This window comes from Pelagerythrobacter rhizovicinus (genome assembly GCF_004135625.1).
GTDB classification, from domain to species: domain Bacteria; phylum Pseudomonadota; class Alphaproteobacteria; order Sphingomonadales; family Sphingomonadaceae; genus Pelagerythrobacter; species Pelagerythrobacter rhizovicinus.
Genome location: NZ_SDPV01000002.1, coordinates 623848 through 643682 on the forward strand (window position 1 = coordinate 623848; position 19835 = coordinate 643682).

Consider the following 19835-nt stretch of genomic DNA (forward strand, 5'->3'; position numbering starts at 1 on the left):
ACCAACATGAGAACCAGCACTTTCATCGGCTCCGCGCTGCTCGCCATGGCGCTTGCCGCCACACCGGCGCTTGCCGACGGCCCGATCGCGGACCGCGGCGAGGCGGTGGAGACCGCGATGTTCGAGCGGGACCGTGCGACGATCCTCGCCATGGCGGGCGACTACAAGGTGCGCTTCGACATGCAGGAATCGACGCCGTGGATGGAAAGCTATCAGCCGCTCGAGCGCAAGATCTCCGGCGGGCATGAATCGGTCCGGGTGATCGAGGACACGGGCACCAAGATCGTCCTCCAGCACCTGCTCGTCGCCGAGCACGACGGGGAGACGTTCGTCATCAAGCACTGGCGGCAGGACTGGGAGTACGAGCCGGCGAAGATCCTCGCCTACACCGGCCCCGGCCGGTGGGAGTGGACCGACGTGCCCGAGCGCATGCGTAACGGCCGCTGGTCGCAGACGGTCTATCAGGTCGACGACAGCCCGCGCTACGCCGGCTGGGGCGAATGGGAGACCACCCACGGCATCCGCCGCTGGCGCTCCAACTGGACCTGGCGCCCCCTCGCCCGGCGCGATGCCGTTCGGGACCCGATCTACGACCGCTACGCCGCGATCAATCGCCACCAGCTCACGCCCACCGGGTGGATCCACTGGCAGGACAACACCAAGATGATGTCCGCCGAAGGAGCCGCCGACGGCCTGCAGCCGGTGGTGCAGGAATACGTGCTCAATACCTATACCAAGTTCGGCGACTATGACGTCGCGGCGGCCGACGCATACTGGGCGGCAACCGAGGACTACTGGGCAGCGGTGCGGGCCAAATGGGACGACGTCGCGGCCACGAAGGGCGGAATTGCCGTCGAGGAAGAGGCAAACACCGGAACTGTCATCAGCGGCCGCCTGCTCGAACTCGCGAACGAGATTCAGGACGGCACCGTCACCGCACGCGACGCCATTGCCGAGGCCACCGGCCTGATCGAAACGCATACCCACACGCTTTAACCGGTCCGCAGTCACCGGCGGGAGGGGGCGAAACCGGGGGGCGGCGTTCTGCGCCGCCCTTTTCGCGTATTCGGTAACGAGCGGCCGGCAACAGGCTGGCCGCGGCAGCGTGTACGACAAGAAAATCTAACATCTCACTTGCAAGTGCGAGTGATTCGCATTAGCCGGTGCGCCAGATCCAGGTTCAAGGGGTATTCATGCGACTTTTCCGGCTCTCCATTCTCTGCGCGACCGCTCTGGCGCCGGTGCCCACTCTCGCGGCCGACGATTCCGCGGCGGAGGCGGCCTACGCCGCGGACGAGCAGCGCCAGATCGTCGTCACCGGCGCGCGGCAGGAAAGCAGCACCGCGACCAAGACCGACACCCCGATCATCGAGACCCCGCAGCCGATCACGATCATCGACGACGAGCTCTACCTGGCGCAGGGCGCCGTCTCGGTCAGCGACACGCTCAACTATGTCTCGGGCGTCACCGCCAACCCCTACGGGCCGGACAGCCGCGTCGACGGCGCTTTCGTGCGCGGAATCAACGCCCTGCAGTTCCGCGACGGCATGCGCGACGTGTTCAGCTACTACGCGACCATCCGCGCCGATCCGTACAACTTCGACCAGGTCGAGCTGGTGCGCGGCCCCGCTTCCGTCCTGTTCGGCCAGGGCGCGCTGGGCGGGATCATGAATCTCGTTTCCAAGCGGCCCGAGTTCACGACCGGCGGCGAGGTTTCTGTCCGCTACGGCTCCCACGACCGCAAGGAGGCGCTTGCCGATCTGACCGGACCGCTGACCGACAACCTCGCCGGCCGCCTGGTCGCCCGGGTGCGCGACGCGGGCACGCAGACCGACTTCGTGCCCGACGACCGGGTGCTCATCTCGCCCTCGCTGACCTTCCAGCCCTCACCCGACACCGACCTTACGCTGATCGGGCTCTATCAGGAGGACGACGGCGGCTCGACCTCGCAGTTCCTCCCGCTGGTCGGCACGATCCTGCCCAATCCCAACGGGCGGCTTCCGAACGACCTGTTCATCGGCAAGCCCGGCTGGGATCGCTACGATGGGCGTCTGCTGCAGGGCACCGCACTGTTCGAGCACCGTTTCGGAGAGAGCGCCCGGCTCAACCTCAAGGCGCGCTACATCGACAGCGACCTGACGTATCTGACGCATTACCCGAACAGCTACTGCAACCCGGCGAATCCGTACGTCCAACTGGATCCCGCCACGGGACGGCCCCCCGTCGATGCCGACGGCAACACCATCATCAATCCCGAGACGGGCTGCCCCTTGGCCGACCCGGACCAGCGCACGATCGGCCTCTATGCCGACGGCAGCCGCGCGCGGATGGAAATCTTCTCGACCGACAACAACGTCCAGCTCAACTTCAACACCGGCGCGAATGTCGAGCACGTGATTCTCGCCGGCCTCGACTTCAGCTTCAACCGGGTTCGCAAGACCGGCGGCATGGCCATCGAGTACATCGATATCTACGATATCGACTACGATGCGCTATCCGACTTTGACGGCGGCCTGCCGCAGCCCTCCGGCCCTTCGGAGGACGTGAAGCAGGACCAACTCGGCCTCTATCTGCAGGATCAGATCCGCTTCTTCGACCGGGTCTCGGTCGTGCTTGGCGCTCGGCGCGACTGGACCAGCTCGCGCAGCTTCAGCGACCCTCGGCGGAAAGACGCCGCAACGACGTTCCGCGCCGGCGTGATCGCCGAGATCGTCGACGAAGTGTCACCCTTCTTCAGCTACACGGAGAGCTTCGAGCCGATCGCGGGCACCACCAGCGACGGCAGCCCATTCGTGCCGAAGATGGGCCGCCAATACGAAGCCGGGGTCAAGTTCCACCCGGCCGACGCCATCCTCGTCACTGTGACCGGCTACCACATCAAGGAAAGCAATCGCCCCGTCTCCGACGACAGCACGCCCGACCCGTTCGACCAGATCCAGATCGGCTCGATGACCTCCAAAGGCTTCGAATTCGAAGGTAACGCCACTTTGCCCGGCGATCTGAACCTGATCGCCAACCTCAGCTACAACGAAGCCGAGATCGACGGGACAAACCAGCAGCTCGACAACGTGCCCAAGTTCAACGCTTCATTGTGGAGTACGAAGCGGTTCGCGCTGTCCGACGAAACCTCGCTCCTGCTTGGTGGCGGCGTGCGCCATGTCGGCAAGAACAGGTCGTTCGGCCCGGCCTTCCCCGACGGCATCGTGACGCCCGCCTTTACCCTGGTCGACGCCTTCGCCGAAGTGACTTTCGATCGGTGGAGCTTCGCGATCAACGCCACGAACCTGTTCGACAAGCGCTACTACTCCGCCTGCCTCGCCCGCGGCGACTGTTTCATGGGCAGCGAGCGCAACGTGTTCGGCACCGTGAGCTACCGCTTCTGATGGGCACCGGGGGGAGTATCGTCGCCGGCGGCGCACTGGCGGTTCTCGCGGTGGCAATGCTGCGCATTTCGTGGGGGCAGCGGCGCCGCTCGATACCGCTGAACGCAGCCGGGTGGGCTGTCGGCCTCGCAGCTCTGGTCATGGGGTGGGGGGCCGCCGGGGCCTGGGGCGCGTCGGTCGTCTCGCTCTGGGCGATGGGTGCGGCCTGCGCGATCCTCGCCTGGGAGGGGCTGCGTTCGCCGGCAGGCCGCAGCAAGGCATCGAACCGCCGGGCGGGAATGATGCCAGAGGGCCCGGGGCCGCTTCGCCTCGGCAGCCGCCTGTTGACCTTCGTGCTCGTTGCAGTCGCCGCGTCGATGAGTTCGATCGCCTTCGCACTGGGTGTGCGCTGGCTGGCCGCCGCGATGGGTGCTGGCGAGGCCGACGCGAACGTGCTGGCGTTGTTCGCTACCCCCGTGGTCTGGACGGTGCTCGCCTTCGCGCTACTCATGGCGGCAAGCCGGAAGCGCCAGATCGCCTATCTCGCCGTGACCGCCAGCGCGGCCCTGCCCGCGTTCCTCCTGGGAGCCGCATGATGAGCGCAACCATCGAACCGGGCACCGTGAAGCGGGCACTGTCGGCGCACGCAGCCATCGGCCTGATCGCCGGCGCGCTGCTCTACCTCGTATCGCTGACCGGCACGATCGCGGTATTCTACGTCGAGCTCCAGCGGTTCGAGCAGCCCGGCGCACCGGAAATGGCCGCGATCACGCCGGAGGCCGCTCAGCGCGGCATCGAGCAGGTGCTCGCGGCAGAGGAAGCAGCGGGGCTCCCCACCACCACGCATCTTTACCTCCACATCCCGGTCGAGGAACTGCCGCGCGCGACCGTCACCACCGACAACCAGGCATTCCATCTCGATTCCCAGGGCAATCTCGCCATGCCGGAAGAGATCGCGTGGAACGATTTCCTGGTCCAGCTTCACTACACGCTCAACCTGCCAAGCCTCGTGGGCATCACCATCGTCGGCGTGCTCGGCGTGATGATGCTGGCGCTGGCGCTCTCGGGCGTCATCGCGCATCCGCGCATCTTCCGCGACGCCTTCCGCCTGCGCGCCCGCGACAAGGGCGGCGTCGGACTGGTCGACTGGCACAACCGGCTGAGCGTCTGGACATTGCCCTTCACGGTCGCGATCGCACTGACCGGCGCGTTGATCGGCCTTGCAACCGTGACCGCCTACGGGCTCGCCGAAAGCGCCTATGACGGTGATGTCGAGGCCGTGTACGGCCCCATCTTCGGCGAGGAGGGCGAACACGACGCCAGCCTCGCACCCGCGCCCGACGTCGCGGCCGCAATGCGTCACATGACGGCCGAGCACCCCGAGGTGCGCCTGACTTACGCCGTGCTGCACGATCCGCTCACCGCCGGGCAGCACGTGCAGATGGTGGGCGAGCACCAGCGGCGGCTGATCTTCGGCGAATACTACACATTCGACAGCGAAGGCCGCTTCGAAGGGACCGCGGGGCTTTCCGACGGTGCGCTGGGCCAGCAGGCCGCAGCGTCCACCTACAAGCTTCACTTCGGCAATTTCGGCGGATTCTGGGTCAAGACCGCCTACGTGATCTTCGGCGCGGCATTGACCGCGATCTGCGCCACCGGGACCTACATCTGGCTCGGCAAACGCCGCCGTCGCGGGATCGAAGAACCTCGCCTGCGCGCCGCCTGGACCGGCGTGATCGTCGGCGGGCCGGTCGCACTGGCGGCCACGGTGGTAGCGCGTTTCGCGATCGGCAACGATGCACCGTTCGTCGCGATCTTCTGGGTCGGGCTGGCGCTCTACATCGCAGCGTCGATCCTCGCCGCCTCGCGCAAACAGGCTCGCGCGGAGCTTGCCGCCGCCTGACGGAAGGCGCATCGCGTCACGCCGGTCAGGGCATTATCCAGGGCTCGTTCTGCACGCGCAACACGGCCTCGATGCGGCTCTTCGCGTTGAGCTTGGCGAGGATCGACGAGACGTGATGCTCGATCGTCCGGCGCGAGCGGCAGAGCCTTTCCGAAATGTGGCTGTTCGAAGCGCCTTCTATCATCAGCGCGAGCACTTCCTGCTCGCGTCTGGTCAACCCGAGCGGGTGCGTGCGGGCGGCACTGTACGGGCCGCGCCGTTCCCGGGGCATCCGCGCCTCGACGCCGAACTCCTTCGCCAGTCTGCGCGCCTTGTCTGCCGCGGCGCGCGCACTCATCGGGGCGAGTAGCTTGAGCGCGGAGGCCAGGTGGTGTGCGGGATCGCCGGCGGCGGCCGAGATATGGGAGAGCGCCGCGGCATAGGGCGATTGCAGCTCCAGCCACAACGCGGCTGCACGCGCGCCGTCGCCGGACAGCTCGGCCGCCAAAGGCGCGGGCAACGCCCGGGTGCAGTCGCGCTCGAGTGCGTGTCCCGTGCGCAGGGCCCAGACGCGGAGCTCCCCCTCCACCCACGGGTTGAGCGTAGCAGGATCGAGACCGGCCAGCGCCTCGAGATGGGGAGCCGCGCCGTCAGGCCTGTCGTGCAGCCAGTGATACTCGGCGAGGCCCAGCCGCACCGGCGCGATATGCTGAATCTCGTCGGTCGCCATGGCTTGCGACAACACGTCCGCCAGCGCCTCGCGCGCTCTCGGCTCACCGCGCCGCAGGTATACGCGCGCGAGCACGGATGCGGCCGGCAACCGCTTGGCCAGTGTTGGAAACGCAAGCTTGATAACCCCTCCGGCGATAGCCTCGGCATCGCGCAGCCGGCCTTGCTCCAGCCGCAGCTGCGCGAGAACGCCGATCAGCCCCGGCCGATAGGAATCAAGGTCGTGCTGCGTGTGGAAAGCGATCCCTTCGCCGATGATCCTGTCCGCCAGCCGAAAATCGCGGAAGTCGACCGCGTAACAGGAAAGATTCGTATAGGCCCGGGCTGCATGCTCGTGAAAGCCGTGCTCCAGCGCCAGAGCAAGGCTGTCCTGCAGCAGGCTGGCGCCGCTTTCGTCACCATCGTAGGCGCTGGCCGTGCCGATGTTGTTGAGCGCGTGCATTCGCACTTCAATGTCATCCAGCCCTTCCGACAGGCGCAGCGTCTTCCGCCCCCATTCGACCGCTTCCTTCGCGCGGTCACTCAACATGTGAAGCTGCGAGAGGTAGCTGTAAGCCATTGCACGCTCGCGCGAGGCGCCGGCCTCGTCGAGGACACGCACCGCTTCGTTCGCCAGCCGAAAGGCAGTCGCAGTCTCGCCCCTGTGGTGGTGGAGCGAAGCGAGACAGCGCAGGTTGTCGCCCACCTTTTCCGGACGGCCCAGGGCGCGCCACAAGGTGATGGCATAGCGCCGCGCCTCCAGGACCTCCTCGTCGATTCCGAGTGCCAGGAAAGTCTCGTAAGCCCAATCCTCGTAAAATCTGGCAGCGACCGACGGCTCCGCCTCGTCCACGAAGCGCAGGGCCGTGGCGAGGTGCGCCGCGGCTTCGCGATGCGCGCCTGCTGCAGCGGCGGCGCGGGCGGCCTCCGGAGCAAGATCCAGCACGCGTGCGCTGTCCAGCGCTCCAGCGGCGTGGTGGACAAGCAGGTCGACCGACGCATTCTCGCATGCTTCCAGCGCCCTGAGCACCCGCGCATGGGCGGTTTGTAGCCGCATGGCGGGCAACCGTGCCATCGTGGCGAGCCGCGCCAGTTCGTGCCGGAAGCGCAACGCCCCGCGCTCCCCCTCCACCAGGAGCTTGCGCCCCGCACAGGCCATCGCCAACATTTCGCCTTCCGGTCCGAACAATTCGTTCGCCAGGTCCGCGTCGAACGCGCCCGGGATCACACTGACCGCTTCCAGGAATGCGCATTCCTGCGGCGGAAGCCGATTGAGCCTCGCGTTGACCGAATCGCGAACCGACTCCGGCACGTGCTCGCCGCCCCCCACCTGATGCGCGGCGAGCAGCTCAGTAACGAAGAAGGGATTGCCCCCGGTGATCGTCAGCAGTTCGGAGGGATCGAAAAGATGCCCCGCATCGATCTGTTCCACGCCTTGCTTCGACAGGGCCGCGAGGGGAACTCGAAAGGTGTGAGGCGATGGGAAATCGCCAACGACCTGCAGCAGAGGGTGCCGCGCCTCGAGCTCGTCGTCGCGAAAGCTCATCACGATCAATGCCTTCATCGTCGCCACGCGCCGGCCGAGAAACTTCAAGAGATCCAGCGTGGCGTGATCCGCCCAGTGCACGTCCTCGAACACGAGCACTACGGCCTCGCGCCGGCCCTCGATCTCGCGCCTCAGCACATCGAGGATCAGGCCGGGTGGGGCACTCTCCTCCACCAAGCTCCCGATGCGCTCGCCCAGACGGACCGCCATGTCGCGCAGCGGGCCGAGCGGACGTGGGGTGAACAGCGCCTCGCAGCTCCCCCAAGCGATACAGTATCGCGTGCCGGCCCGATCCCGAAACGCCTCCAGCAGTGCGGTCTTGCCAATTCCGGCCTCGCCGCTGATCAGGACAACCGCCCCACGGCCGGCATCGGCGCGCCGGGTCAGTTCCAGTAACTGCTCCAGGGGTTCGTCGCGTTCGACCAGCACGGCCTCGTCTCCTGAAACCTGCTCCACAGAGCAGGTCATTTGCGTGCGACAGTCAATGGCTAGCCGTCCAAATATAGGTACGAATCGCAAAAATGGGTGATCGCACCGATTTAATCCCGCGGCCGGTCGAATAAGAAACCGCCCGGCGATTTCTCGCCCCCGACATCGGATAGCGAACGCGCTTTCAAGAGCTGTTCGCGCGCGCATCCTCCATGACCAGGGCGAGAACTCCGAGGTGAAATATGACGGGAGAACAATAATGAATGCGCAGAGAACTTTGATCGTCGCGGCTCTGCTGGCGAGCGCGGGCGGCCTTTCGCAAGGCGAAGCGCGGGCGGCGGAATGCCTGTTCGACACGAATGACAACGATGTTGCGGATGCGGCGGACACCGACGGAGGCGCTGATTCCGAAGGTCAGGATTCGCGGTTGGCCTGCGGGACGGGCGCGGACGCGGTGGGAATCTCGTCGGTCGCGATCGGAACGAGTTCGGCCGCCTCCGGCGACCTTTCCACGGCAGTGGGAACGGCATCGTCCGCCACCGGAGATACGGCAGTCGCGCTGGGCTATGTCGCGGAGGCCACGGGAGATTACGCACTGGCGTTGGGGGGGCAGGCATCCGCCGCCGGGGATTCCGCGACCGGCGTGGGCATGCTGGCTTCCGCCGGAGGGGATTTCGCGACGGCGCTGGGCCGCACCGCGTCCGCCGCCGGGAACGGCTCCACTGCGCTCGGCTACACCGCCTCATCCTCCGGCTTCGCTTCGACCGCCCTGGGCGTATCTGCGTCGGCCAGTGGGGACAGTTCGATGGCGCTGGGCCGGGCTTCCTCGGCAGAGGGCAACGGCGCGATCGCGCTCGGCTCGTTCGCCTCCGCCACCGGCGACCTCTCGATAGCCCTGGGCGACAACGCATCCGCCGACGGAGCCCTTTCGACTGCCGTCGGACGCGGCGCATCGGCGGCGGGCAACGAATCGACCGCCCTTGGCGTGGGCGCATCGGCGGCGGGGGCGACGTCCACCGCGCTGGGACGCAGCGCGTCGGCTGCCGGTGACAGGTCGACCGCGCTGGGCTTCGGCGCATCCGCATCCGGATCGGGCTCTACCGCCATAGGTACGAACGCCGCGACGAACGCCGACAACCAGGTGATGCTGGGCGGAGAGGACAGCTCGGTGGCAGTCGGCGACATCGATGCGTCCACTGCTGCGCAAGCTGGTCCGGTGCGGGCGGTAACCGTAGATGCGTCGGGCACGCTCGGCGCAACCTCGCTGGTCGGCGCGGCACAGTTCGAGGCACTCTCCGACGACGTAGCCGCCAATGCAGCGATGATCGGAGGCGTCATGGGGACGGTAGACGCACTCCAGAGCGACGTCGCTGCGCTCGAACAGGGGCTGGAGAAGCTCAGCCGCCGGAACGATGGCGGTATCGCCGCGGCCATGGCTCTGGGTGGCACGATGATAGTGCCCGACAGCAACGTTTCGGTGAACTTCAATCTCGCCACCTATCGCGGCGAACAGGGCTTCGCCGGAACGGTCGCCGCGCGCGTAGCACCGCGGATCTATGTCTCCGGCGGTTTCGTCGGCTCGACGGCCAAAGGTTCGAACGGCGGGCGCGTAGGTGTGGCCATCGGCTTCTAGACGAAGCATCTCCAGCGCCGCTGCCGATAGCTCGATCGGCGCGGCAGGGGCGGTGATCCACGGAGCTGACCGGCAACGAACGGGCAGAACGAATTCGGCACCGCCCCAGGAAGACGGCCCGGTATTACTGGCCACCGAAGAAAAGATGGATGCCCCGCGAGGATTCGAACCTCGATTGACGGAGTCAGAGTCCGTAGTCTTACCATTAGACGACGGGGCAACACGCGAGTCTGATCGCGAGGGGGCGCATCTAGTTTTGCCCGCGTCCGAGGTCAAGCCCGCGCTGGCCTGCGCCCTTGCCCCCGCCCGCACCGCGCGCTAGCATCGCTGCCAGGTCCCCGTGCAAGGATGTGCGGGCGGAATTGAAAGTATTGACGTATGGCGGATTTTTCTCCGCCGGACAGTGACAGGAGACAAGGCGCACGAGGGGGCAAGACGTCCGGCAAGGTAGCCGATTTTCGCTACAAGCGCCCCGCGCCTACTGACAAGACCAAGCCGGGAACCCGCCCGGTGCGCCGCTCGGATGCCCGGGGAGAGAAGCGCGGCACACCGCCTCACCGGGCGCAAGCCTACGCCGCGCTCGACCTCGGCACCAATAACTGCCGCCTCCTGATCGCGCGACCCTCGGGTGAGAACTTCACCGTGATCGATGCATTCAGCCGGGTCGTGCGTCTCGGCGAAGGGCTCGCCATGTCCGGTCGGCTCAGTGACGCGGCGATGGACCGCGCGCTCGGCGCGCTGCGCGTCTGCGCGGAGAAGTTGCGCCGGCGTCACGTCTATCTCGCCCGCTCCGTCGCGACCGAGGCCTGCCGGCGGGCGGCGAATGGCGCCGAGTTTATCGAGCGCGTCCGGCGGGAGACCGGGATCGTGCTCGATGTGATCTCGGCGCAAGAGGAAGCGCGCCTTGCGGTGCTCGGCTGCCACATCCTGCTCGAGCGGGGCGAGGGGCCGGCGGTGATCTTCGACATCGGCGGCGGTTCGACCGAACTCGTTCTGATCGAGCCGGAGGGCGCGGTTCCGCGCATTCTCGATTGGCAGAGCGTGCCCTGGGGGGTCGTGTCGCTGACCGACATGGTGACGAAGAGCGAGAGCACTGCCGAAGGGCGGCTCGCCCGCTATGCCGAAATGCGGCGCGTCGTCGCGGACAGCTTCGCGCCATTTGCGGAGCGGATTGCCGGTTCGGCGCGGACCGAACGGGAAATCCGGCTCCTCGGCACCAGCGGCACCGTTACGACGCTGGCCAGCGTTCACCTCGAGCTGCCGCAATACGACAGGCGCGCGGTGGACGGGCTGATCGTCCCCTCGACAGCGATGCGAGCCATCAGCACGCGGCTTGCCGCGATGAGCGCGGAGGAGCGCGGACGGCTGCCGTGCATCGGCCACGACCGCGCGGAGCTGGTCGTGGCTGGCTGCGCCATTCTCGAGGCCATCCTGGACATCTGGCCGGCCGAGCGGCTCGGCGTGGCGGATCGCGGGATTCGCGAGGGCATATTGCGCAGCCTGATGGCGGCGGGCGTCGCGAACATACCCGGCGGCGGTCCGCAGGCGGCGAGAGGCGCCTGATGGCGAGATCCGGCCGCAATCCCGACAAGCGCGTGCGCAACGCGCGCGGACGCACCGCCTCCTCCACACGCTGGCTCGAGCGTCAGCTCAACGATCCCTACGTCAGGCAGGCCAAGGCCGAAGGCTTCCGCAGCCGCGCGGCCTACAAGCTGATCGAACTCGACGAGAAGTTCGGCCTGCTCAAGGGCGTGCGCCGCGTGGTCGACCTCGGCATCGCGCCAGGCGGGTGGAGCCAGGTCGTGCGCAAGCAGGCGCCCAAGGCGGCGATCGTCGGCATCGACCTGCTCGAAGTCGAACCGATCGAAGGCGTCACGATCCTGCAGATGGACTTCATGGCCGACGCCGCGCCGGCCGCGCTCGAAGCCGCGCTCGACGGCCCACCCGATCTCGTCATGTCGGACATGGCGGCGAACACCGTGGGCCACAAGCAGACCGACCATCTGCGCACGATGGGCCTGGTCGAGGCTGCGGCCTGGTTCGCGGTCGAGAACCTGGCCGAAGGCGGTGCATTTCTGGCCAAAGTGCTCGCCGGCGGCACCGACGCCGAACTGCTCACGCTGCTCAAGAAACACTTCCGCACCGTCAAGCACGCCAAGCCGCCGGCGAGCCGCAAGGGCTCATCGGAATGGTATGTCGTGGCTCAGGGCTTCAAGGGCCGCGACTAGCGGGACGACCGTAACGGCAAGCGAAACGCTGGAGCGATCCCGGTCTCTGCCGGGATACGAATGCCCCTTACGCGCCTTCGCCGACCGGGTTGGTCTGGTCGGCGCCGGGCACGATCTCCTCGGCCTCGGGCGTATCCGCCTCGTCCCCGGCTGCCGCCTCCGCTTCCTCGATCGGAGCCGGTTCGGGAAGCGCCGGGCCGCCGCCGTTCTCGTACATGAAGCGGATGATGTTCGCGCGGTCTTCGGGGCTCGAGAGGCCGGCGAAGCTCATCTTGGTGCCAGGCGCGAACGAGCGCGGGCTTTCGAGCCACGCGAACATGTTCTCGTAGGTCCAGTTGCCGCCATGGCTTGCCAGCGCATCGCTGTAGGCGAAGCCCGGAGCATGCGCACCGATCGTCGTGCCCATGATCGCGTAGAGATTCGGACCCTGGCCGGTAGCGCCGCCCTGGTTGAACGTGTGGCAGGTGCCGCAGCGCGCCGTAGCGGCCGCTTCGCCCACCGCCGGGTCGGCATTCGCGAGCAGCGTGCCGATATCGAGCGCTTCCTCGCCGCCGCCTTCTTCGATCGCGCCCTCGATCGGATAGCCGCCTTCTTCCGGAGCATGCGTCGCGAAGAAACGCGAACTTACGCTCGACAGGCCCAGGCCGACGATACCCGCGAAAAGAAGCCATCCGGCGGCGGTATTGAAACGGTCGTTCATGCGCAAAGAGTTCCGGGAAACGCGATAGTGGCTATTTTCGCGCGCCGCTCTAGTCGGCACCCCTCGCGAGCGCAAGCCATAGTTCTTGCCCGCCGCGCGGGGCGCGCTTAGGGCCCGGCCTCGATGCACAGCTTCCCCGCCCCCGCGCTCGAGATGGTCGAGCGGATGCGCGCCGCGGCCGCGGTGGACCCGGCGCGCGCGATTGCCTTCCAGGGCGCGCCCGGCGCCAACTCGCACCGCGCTGCGGGCGAGGCAGCGCCAGATTACCTGCCGCTGCCCTGCTTCGGATTCGAGGACGCGCTGGATGCGGTGAGGGACGGGCGCGCCGGCTGCGCGATCATCCCGATCGAGAACAGCCAGCACGGTCGGGTCGCCGACATTCACTTCCTGCTGCCCCAGAGCGGCCTGTCGATCGTGGGCGAGCACTTCATGCCGATCACCCACGCGCTGATGGCGATTCCCAATGCCGATGGTAGCTTCGGCCCGTTCGAGGCGGCCTACAGCCACCCGCAGGCGCTCGGCCAGTCGCGGATGTTCCTGCGCGAGCGGGGGATCGTTCCGCTGAGCCATGCCGACACCGCCGGCTCGGCCGCCTTCGTCGCGGAAAAAGGCGATCCCGGGCTCGCCGCGATCGCGCCGAAGCTCGCTGCGGAGCTCTACGGATTGCAGGTGGTGGAGGACCAGGTCGAAGACGCCGCCGACAACACCACGCGCTTCGTCGTGCTCGCGCGCGAGCCGCTCGATCCGGTGAGCCTCGACGGCGACACCGCGATGACGACTTTCGTATTCGAAGTGAAGAACGTGCCCGCCGCGCTCTACAAGGCGCTCGGCTGCTTCGCGACCAACGGCGTCAACATGACCAAGCTCGAAAGCTACCAGCAAGGCGCGAGCTTCGCGGCGACGATGTTCTACGCCGATATCGTCGGCGCACCGGGCGACCCGCGGGTCGACGGCGCGTTCGAGGAACTGGCGTTCCACTGCAAGGATCTGCGCCTGCTCGGCAGCTATCGCCAGGCGCGCCCGCGGCCCTGACGCAGCGCCGACATGGGGCCGATCGCGCTTGCGCAGCGCCCGGCGACCTGCCACCACTCGTCCCCGTGGCACGGGGCGCTGGGGACATCGCAGAGGGCGGAACGGAACCGGCCGGGACCAGCTGGGACGCCGTTCGCGCCGATGACACCATCCAGTTCACTCCGATCGACTTGCCCGAACGGCAGGAGCCGCCCGGCTGGCTGACCGCCCTCTTGGAAGCGCTGGGCGATTTTTTCGCACCGATCGGCCGCGCGCTCGGCATGTCGTGGCCGGTGTTCAAATGGGTGCTGCTCGCCATCGGCGTGCTGCTGGCCGGCTACCTGCTCTGGCGGCTGCTGGCCCCCGCCCTGGCCCGGCGCAAACGACCAGCCGACGAGGAGCAGGCCTGGGCGCCCGACCGCGCAGAAGCGCTGGCGCTGCTCGAGGACGCGGATCGACTCGCTGCCGAGGGCCGCTACGACGAGGCGACGCGCTTGCTGCTCCAGCGCAGCGTCGGCCAGATCGCCGCCGCCCGGCCCGACTGGGTCGAGCCGTCCAGTACGGCGCGCGAGCTCGCCGCGCTGACGGCCCTGCCCGAGGCGGCACGCACAGCCTTCACGGCGATCGCCGAGCGGGTCGAGCGCAGCCTCTTCGCCTTGCGCAGCCTCGGCGCCGAGGACTGGCAGGCCGCGCGCGCCGCTTACGCGGAGTTCGCGCTCCAGCGCCTTCCGGGCCGCACGGCATGACCGGCGAGGGCGCGCCTGCATTCAACCCCAGGGTCGTGCTCGGCCTGCTGCTGTTCGGCGCGATCGCGTTCGCGGCGACGCTCTATCTCATCGGCGCGGGGGAAACTTCGCGCGGCCCCAACGACGGCGGCAGTCATGCGGCGGCCAAGGGCCTGACGGGTTACGCCGCCATCGCCGAGATCCTCGAGGCCGAAGGGCACCAAGTCTCGCTCTCGCGCAGCCCCGGCGCGTTCGATGACGAGGCGCTGCTGATCCTGACCCCGCCACTCTACGCCGACGGCAAGGAGATCGCCGAGCTGATCGCGCGCCGCCGCTACACCGGCCCGACGCTGCTGATCCTGCCCAAGTGGTTCGCGATGGAGATTCCGGAGGCCGTTCCGGTAGACAAGGAAGACGGCTGGGTCGTTCTGGGCGGGGCGGCCAAGGCGTCGTGGATCGCGGCGTTCGAAGATCAGTACGCGACCGAGCTGGCGCTCGGCGAGCTCGATCCCGCGCAGGGGCCGGACTGGCGATTGGGCGACCGGAGCGGCGCCGTGCCCGACCGCGAACGCGTTCAGACGATCGCCAATGCGACCATGATCCCGCTCGTGACCGCGAGCAACGGCAACATCCTCGTCGGATACTACGACGACGGCGGATACTATCCGGTGCTCGACGAGGCAGCCGGCCTGCCGCCTGCCGACGAGGAGGACCGCGACGCGAGCCGCTGGAACTTCATGATCGCGGCCGAGCCGGACCTGTTCGACAACTACGGCATGGCCGACCGCGAGCGCGCCGCGCTGGCGCACGAGATCGTCGACCTGGCGACGGAGGGGGAAGACCTGCCGATCGTGTTCGACCTGACGTTGAACGGCCTCGGGCGGACCCAGAACCTGCTCACGCTCGCCTTCGCACCGCCTTTCCTGGCTGCAACGCTGTGCCTTGCGCTGGCGATGATCGTGGTCGCCTGGCGGGCCTTCCGCCGGTTCGGCCCGCCGCTTGCGGAAGAGCGCGCGATTGCCTTCGGCAAGCGGCGGCTGGTGGCGAACGGCGCGGCGTTCGTTCTGCGCACGCGGCGCCTGCACCTGCTGACCGTGCCCTATATCGAGACGATGCGGCAGCGCCTCGCCACTGCCCTACGCCTGCGCAGGTCCGACGACGAGACGCTTGACCGCGCGATCTCCACACGCCTGCCCGATGCGCCGGGTTTCGCCGAGAGCGCCGAGGCGCTGCGGCAGGCGACCCGCCCGAACGAGATCCTGCGCGCCGCGCGCGCGCTCAAATCCCTCGAAAGGAAGCTGATCCGATGACGATGACGCTCGACGAAGTCCGCGCGATGGCGCAGGCGATCCGCCAGGAGGTGGGCAAGGCGATCGTCGGCCAGGAGGAGACGGTCGATCACCTGCTCGTCGCGCTGGTGAGCGAGGGGCACGTGCTGCTCGAAGGCCCGCCGGGCACGGCCAAGACTTTCCTCGCCCAGTGCTTCGCCTGCGCGCTCGGGCTCGACTACGGCCGCATCCAGTTCACGCCGGACCTGCTGCCGGGCGACATCCTCGGCTCCAACCTGTTCAACTTCCAGACCAGCCAGTTCACGCTGACGCGCGGGCCGATCTTCTGCGAGCTGCTGCTGGCCGACGAGATCAACCGCACGCCGCCCAAGACCCAGGCGGCGCTGCTGGAGGCGATGCAGGAACGCCGCGTCACGCTCGACGGGGAAACGCACGCCCTGCCCGACCGGTTCATGGTCGTCGCGACGCAGAACCCGATCGAGAACCAGGGCGTCTATCCGCTGCCCGAGGCGCAGCTCGACCGGTTCCTGTTCAAGCTGCTCGTCCCCTATCCAAGCGAGGAAGAGGAAGCCGCGATCGTCGCCCGTTACGGCGAGCGGCAGGGACCGCCGCGCCCGGCCGAGTTCGGCATCGCAGCCGTCACCGACGCCGCGCGGCTGGGCGAGGCGAGCGCGGCGCTGAACGGGGTGACCGTGGCGAAGGAGATCGTCGACTACGTCGTGCGGCTGGTACGCGCCACGCGCGAGACTACCGACCTGTCGAGCGGCGCCAGCCCGCGCGCGGCCGTCCTCCTGGCCAATGCCGCGCGCGCCCGCGCGGCGCTGGAGGGGCGCGACTACGTGATTCCCGACGACGTGAAGGCCCTCGCCACCGCCGTGCTCCGCCACCGGCTGGTCCTAAGCCCCGCCGCGGAGATCGAGGGCCGCGAGGTCGAGGCGCTGGTCGCCGATCTCGTCGAGAGCACCGAGGCCCCGCGGTGATCCTCCGGATCGGGAGGATTGAGTGAGGCCCTTCCCCCTCGTGCCCACGGCCCGCGCCGCCTGGCTCGCCGCGCTGGCGGCGCCGCTCGCGCTGGTGATCGCCGCGGCGGCCCCTGGGGCGTGGGTCATCGCGCCGGCCGCGGGGGTGGCGCTGCTCGTGCTGGTGCTGCTCGATGGTGCGCTGGCCGGACGGATCACGGACTGGCGGCTGCACGCGCCCGCCGATGCCGAAGTCGGCGAGCCGCTGAGCGTCGCCGTTCTGGCGGAGATCGCCGGCCGCGCCGCGCGCGCGCCGGTCGAGGTCGCGCTGGGCGTGGACCCGCGGCTCGACCCGAGCGGCGGCGCGCGCCTCCTCGCTCCGTACGACCGGGCTACCGGCACCTGGCACGGAACGGCCGCGCTCACGCCCTCGCGCCGGGGCACCGCTCCCATCGAACGCGTCTGGCTCCGCTGGAGCGGACCGCTCGGCCTCGGCGCGCGCCAGGTCCGCCACGAGCTCGACCGCGCGATCCGCATCTGGCCCGACCTCGCCCCCGTCCGCAGCCCCGAGCTGCAGGCCTTCCTGCGCGACGCCCAGTTCGGCCTCATCACCCGCCGCATCCGCGGCGAAGGCACCCAGTTCGAGGCGCTGAGCGAGTACGAGCCCGGCATGGACCGCCGCCGAATCGACTGGAAGGCGAGCGCGCGCCACACCCGCCTCTACGCGCGCGAGAACGAGAGCGAGCGCAACAACCAGATCGTCTTCGCCTTCGACTGCGGACAGGCGATGTGCGAGCCGGTCGGCGGACTGCCGCGGATCGACCGTGCGGTGACCGCGGCACTCACGGCGTCCTACCTCGCGCTCAAGGGCGGCGACCGCGTGGCGCTGTTCGGTTTCGCCCGGCGGCCCGAGCTTTCGACGCCGTTCGTCGGCGATTCGCGCAATTTCCACCGCCTCCAGCGCGCCGCCGCCGGGCTCGACTATCATGCGGAGGAGCCGAACTTCACGCTCGCGCTGGCAACGCTCTCCGCCCGGCTCCAGCGCCGCTCGCTGATCGTGCTGTTCTCCGACTTCACCGATCCGACGGGCGCCGAACTGATGATCGAGAGCGTCGGCCGGCTGGTCGACCGGCACCTGGTGCTGTTCGTGACGATGGAGGACGAGGATCTCGCCGCGATGTCCGCCGCGGAACCGGAGACGCTCGATGCGCTCGCGACTGCCGTCACCGCCGACACGCTGCTGCGCCAGCGCGCGCTGGTGCTCCGGCGGCTGCGGCAGAGGGGGGTCGACATCATCGAGGCGCCATGGGACCGGATCGGCTACCGCCTGATCGACCGCTATCTCGAGATCAAGCGCGCGGAGGCGATCGGTTGAAAGCCCCCATCCTCAAGACCCTGTTCGGCAAGGCCGAAGTCGCGCCGCCGCCCGACATCGAAGCGGCCGCGCTGCGCTCCGACCGCTTCCGGCTCGAGCGCGAGCACGACTGGCGGCGGCTGGAGGACATCGTCGCGCGGATGGAGAAAGGGCGGCTGCGCGGCCTGTCGGACGAGGACGTGCTGGCCCTGCCCGCGCTTTACCGCACTGCCGCCTCGAGCCTTGCGGTCGCCCGCGAGACCTCGCTCGACGCCGCGACGCTCGAATACCTCGATTCGCTAGTCCAGCGCGCCTGGTTCCAGGTCTACGGGCCGCGCCAGGGCTTCGTCGCCTGGCTGCGCGGCTTCCTCGGCGGCGGGCTGAGCCGCGCGATCCGCGCGATCTGGCTCGACATCTGCATCGCACTGGCGGTCACGGTGGCGGGCACGATCACCGGCTGGCTACTCGTCGCGCAGGACCGTGAGTGGTATTACGCCTTCGTCCCCGCCCAACTGGCCGACACGCGCGTGCCCGGCGCCAGCCGCGAGGTGCTGCTCGAAAGCCTCCAGGTGGAGAAGGACGCGCAAGGCCTGTCCGCTTTCGCCGCTTTCCTGTTCAGCAACAACGCCGGCGTCGCGATCCTCGCCTTCGCGCTCGGCTTCGCCTTCGGCATTCCCTCGCTGATGCTGCTGATCCACAACATGGCCATGCTCGGCGCCATCCTGTGGCTCTACGCGGACGCCGGGCTGACGCTCGAATTCGCCGCCTGGCTGAGCGTGCACGGCACGACGGAGCTGTTCGCGATCCTGCTCGCCGGCGCGGCGGGCATGCACATCGGCCGCTCGATGGCCTTCCCCGGCAACCGCTCCATCCTCGCCGCCGCGGCCGAGAGCGGGCGCCGCGGCGCGCAGGTCATGGTCGGCGTGGTCCTGATGCTCGTCGCCGCCGCGCTGCTGGAGGCCTTTCCGCGCCAGTTGCTCGGGATGGAGGGCCGGCTGATCATCGGCTGCGTCATGCTGCTGTTCTGGCTCGCCTACTTCTTCGCCTTCGGGCGGGAGAGAAAGGGCGACCCGGCATGAGCGTCCAGGCCGCCCCGCATCTCGCGCACCGCGCCAGGCGCCGCCGCGACGTCGTCACGCCCGAAGGCATCGCGCTCCCCTTCACCGTCGCCAGCCGCAGCGCGCGCGCGGGGGCGCTGCTGATCGACCTGACGCTGATATTCGTCACCAGCGTGGTGGTCACGCTGGCGCTGATCTGGATCGCCGGCGGGCTGTTCCGCACCGGCGGCGTCGCCGGCGATACGAGCGGCGCGATCGAGTTCATCGCCGTGTTCTGGACCCTGTTCTGGTTCCTCCTCTGGAACGGCTATTTCATGATCATGGAAATGGGGCCGCGCGGCGCCACCTTCGGCAAGCGGGCGGCGGGGATCCGCGTCGCCTCGCGGGAGGGCGGGCGGCTGACGCCGGAGGCGGTGGTCGCGCGCAACCTCCTGCGCGACATCGAGCTGTTCCTGCCGTTCGTGTTCCTGATGAGCGCACCGAGCGGCGAGACCGGCGCAGCCGGCATTGCCGCCGCCGCGTGGTTCCTCGTCTTCCTGCTGTTCCCGTTCTTCAACCGCGATGCCCTGCGCGCGGGCGACCTGATCGCGGGCACCTGGGTGGTCGAGGCCCCGCGCGCCGCGCTGGCCGGGGCGCTCTCGACGGAAGGCGCGGCCCGCGAGGGCGCGAGCGCGCTGACCGGCGCCGAGTACCGTTTCGGCGAGGCCGAGCTGGCGATCTACGGCGAGTACGAGCTGCAGACGCTCGAACGCGTGCTGCGCGACGGCAGGCCCGAGGCGCTCGAATCGGTCCACCAGGCGATCTGCCGCAAGATCGGCTGGAACCCGGGCAGCGGCGACGAGCGCGCCTTCCTCGAGGCGTTCTACGCGCAGCTCCGCGCCAGGCTCGAAAGCGACATGCGCTTCGGCAAGCGCAAGGCGGACAAGTTCAGCTAGGCCCCTTGCCCGCCCG

16 protein-coding genes and 1 tRNA gene are annotated in these 19835 nt (G+C 68.7%); 14 read left to right on the forward strand and 3 right to left on the reverse strand.

All coding sequences use genetic code 11. From position 1 onward, the window contains the following. Nucleotides 1–6 precede the first annotated feature (6 nt). From ETX26_RS10835 to ETX26_RS10850, 4 genes are all read left to right on the forward strand, one after another. On the forward strand, nt 7–996 hold the full coding sequence (locus ETX26_RS10835; protein WP_129524696.1) for a DUF6607 family protein: 990 nt from the start codon (nt 7–9) through the stop codon (nt 994–996). Nucleotides 997–1193: 197 nt separating this feature from the next. Continuing rightward, complete coding sequence (locus tag ETX26_RS10840) at nt 1194–3383, forward strand: TonB-dependent siderophore receptor (protein ID WP_129524697.1); 2190 nt, start codon at nt 1194–1196, stop codon at nt 3381–3383. Then, complete coding sequence (locus ETX26_RS10845) at nt 3383–3958, forward strand: hypothetical protein (RefSeq protein ID WP_129524698.1); 576 nt, start codon at nt 3383–3385, stop codon at nt 3956–3958. The genes ETX26_RS10840 and ETX26_RS10845 overlap by 1 nt, the downstream gene beginning before the upstream one ends. Further along, nucleotides 3958–5265 carry a PepSY-associated TM helix domain-containing protein gene (locus tag ETX26_RS10850; protein ID WP_129525346.1) on the forward strand — a complete coding sequence of 436 codons (1308 nt, stop codon included), beginning with the start codon at nt 3958–3960 and terminating at the stop codon, nt 5263–5265. The genes ETX26_RS10845 and ETX26_RS10850 overlap by 1 nt, the downstream gene beginning before the upstream one ends. Before the next feature lie 25 nt (nt 5266–5290). Here ETX26_RS10850 and ETX26_RS10855 read toward each other — a convergent pair whose 3' ends face one another. Continuing rightward, on the reverse strand, nt 5291–7966 hold the full coding sequence (locus ETX26_RS10855; RefSeq protein ID WP_165271755.1) for an ATP-binding protein: 2676 nt from the start codon (nt 7964–7966) through the stop codon (nt 5291–5293). A 220-nt stretch (nt 7967–8186) separates the two neighbouring features. On the opposite strand from ETX26_RS10855, the gene ETX26_RS10860 reads away from it, so the two are divergent. Further along, a complete protein-coding gene (locus tag ETX26_RS10860) occupies nt 8187–9560 on the forward strand; it encodes a YadA-like family protein (RefSeq protein WP_129524700.1) in 1374 nt (457 codons plus the stop codon). A gap of 146 nt (nt 9561–9706) precedes the next feature. On the opposite strand, the gene ETX26_RS10865 is transcribed toward ETX26_RS10860, so the two are convergent. Continuing rightward, a tRNA-Gln gene (locus ETX26_RS10865) sits at nt 9707–9780 on the reverse strand. A gap of 158 nt (nt 9781–9938) precedes the next feature. Between ETX26_RS10865 and ETX26_RS10870 the strand changes: the two genes are divergently transcribed. Continuing rightward, the gene (locus ETX26_RS10870; RefSeq protein WP_129524701.1) at nt 9939–11123 is read left to right on the forward strand and encodes a Ppx/GppA phosphatase family protein; all 1185 of its coding nucleotides are present in this window, start codon (nt 9939–9941) and stop codon (nt 11121–11123) included. Next, nucleotides 11123–11788 carry an RlmE family RNA methyltransferase gene (locus ETX26_RS10875; protein WP_129524702.1) on the forward strand — a complete coding sequence of 222 codons (666 nt, stop codon included), beginning with the start codon at nt 11123–11125 and terminating at the stop codon, nt 11786–11788. The genes ETX26_RS10870 and ETX26_RS10875 overlap by 1 nt, the downstream gene beginning before the upstream one ends. A 67-nt stretch (nt 11789–11855) precedes the next feature. On the opposite strand, the gene ETX26_RS10880 is transcribed toward ETX26_RS10875, so the two are convergent. After that, nucleotides 11856–12488, reverse strand: a complete 633-nt coding sequence (locus ETX26_RS10880; protein WP_129524703.1) for a c-type cytochrome — start codon at nt 12486–12488, stop codon at nt 11856–11858. A gap of 123 nt (nt 12489–12611) precedes the next feature. Here ETX26_RS10880 and ETX26_RS10885 point away from each other — a divergent pair, with 123 nt between their 5' ends. The 7 genes from ETX26_RS10885 (at nt 12612) to ETX26_RS10915 (ending at nt 19819) form a co-directional block, all read left to right on the forward strand. Then, nucleotides 12612–13520, forward strand: coding sequence for a prephenate dehydratase (locus tag ETX26_RS10885; RefSeq protein WP_129524704.1), 909 nt, complete (start codon nt 12612–12614; stop codon nt 13518–13520). A 65-nt stretch (nt 13521–13585) separates the two neighbouring features. After that, entirely contained in the window at nt 13586–14245 is a 660-nt protein-coding gene (locus tag ETX26_RS10890) for a hypothetical protein (RefSeq protein ID WP_225425743.1), read from the forward strand. Further along, nucleotides 14242–15534: a DUF4350 domain-containing protein gene (locus ETX26_RS10895; protein WP_129524705.1), complete on the forward strand. Its 1293-nt coding sequence runs from the start codon at nt 14242–14244 to the stop codon at nt 15532–15534. The genes ETX26_RS10890 and ETX26_RS10895 overlap by 4 nt, the downstream gene beginning before the upstream one ends. A 2-nt stretch (nt 15535–15536) precedes the next feature. Then, nucleotides 15537–16493: an AAA family ATPase gene (locus ETX26_RS10900; RefSeq protein ID WP_129525348.1), complete on the forward strand. Its 957-nt coding sequence runs from the start codon at nt 15537–15539 to the stop codon at nt 16491–16493. Between the two features lie 22 nt (nt 16494–16515). Continuing rightward, nucleotides 16516–17847 (forward strand): DUF58 domain-containing protein, encoded by a 1332-nt coding sequence (locus tag ETX26_RS10905; protein WP_129524706.1) that lies wholly within the window; start codon nt 16516–16518, stop codon nt 17845–17847. Further along, complete coding sequence (locus ETX26_RS10910) at nt 17844–18905, forward strand: stage II sporulation protein M (RefSeq protein ID WP_225425744.1); 1062 nt, start codon at nt 17844–17846, stop codon at nt 18903–18905. Before ETX26_RS10905 ends, ETX26_RS10910 begins: the two co-directional genes overlap by 4 nt. Further along, nucleotides 18902–19819, forward strand: a complete 918-nt coding sequence (locus ETX26_RS10915; protein ID WP_129524708.1) for an RDD family protein — start codon at nt 18902–18904, stop codon at nt 19817–19819. The genes ETX26_RS10910 and ETX26_RS10915 overlap by 4 nt, the downstream gene beginning before the upstream one ends. Nucleotides 19820–19835: the final 16 nt, after the last annotated feature.

Coding starts and splice junctions, on each gene's coding strand:
- ETX26_RS10855 (WP_165271755.1), bottom strand. CDS start 7,966: ATGACCTGCTCTGTGGAGCAGGTTTCAGGAGACGAGGCCGTGCTGGTC.
- ETX26_RS10875 (WP_129524702.1), top strand. CDS start 11,123: ATGGCGAGATCCGGCCGCAATCCCGACAAGCGCGTGCGCAACGCGCGC.
- ETX26_RS10860 (WP_129524700.1), top strand. CDS start 8,187: ATGAATGCGCAGAGAACTTTGATCGTCGCGGCTCTGCTGGCGAGCGCG.
- ETX26_RS10915 (WP_129524708.1), top strand. CDS start 18,902: ATGAGCGTCCAGGCCGCCCCGCATCTCGCGCACCGCGCCAGGCGCCGC.
- ETX26_RS10885 (WP_129524704.1), top strand. CDS start 12,612: ATGCACAGCTTCCCCGCCCCCGCGCTCGAGATGGTCGAGCGGATGCGC.
- ETX26_RS10900 (WP_129525348.1), top strand. CDS start 15,537: ATGACGCTCGACGAAGTCCGCGCGATGGCGCAGGCGATCCGCCAGGAG.
- ETX26_RS10880 (WP_129524703.1), bottom strand. CDS start 12,488: ATGAACGACCGTTTCAATACCGCCGCCGGATGGCTTCTTTTCGCGGGT.
- ETX26_RS10870 (WP_129524701.1), top strand. CDS start 9,939: ATGGCGGATTTTTCTCCGCCGGACAGTGACAGGAGACAAGGCGCACGA.
- ETX26_RS10840 (WP_129524697.1), top strand. CDS start 1,194: ATGCGACTTTTCCGGCTCTCCATTCTCTGCGCGACCGCTCTGGCGCCG.
- ETX26_RS10850 (WP_129525346.1), top strand. CDS start 3,958: ATGAGCGCAACCATCGAACCGGGCACCGTGAAGCGGGCACTGTCGGCG.
- ETX26_RS10845 (WP_129524698.1), top strand. CDS start 3,383: ATGGGCACCGGGGGGAGTATCGTCGCCGGCGGCGCACTGGCGGTTCTC.
- ETX26_RS10895 (WP_129524705.1), top strand. CDS start 14,242: ATGACCGGCGAGGGCGCGCCTGCATTCAACCCCAGGGTCGTGCTCGGC.
- ETX26_RS10835 (WP_129524696.1), top strand. CDS start 7: ATGAGAACCAGCACTTTCATCGGCTCCGCGCTGCTCGCCATGGCGCTT.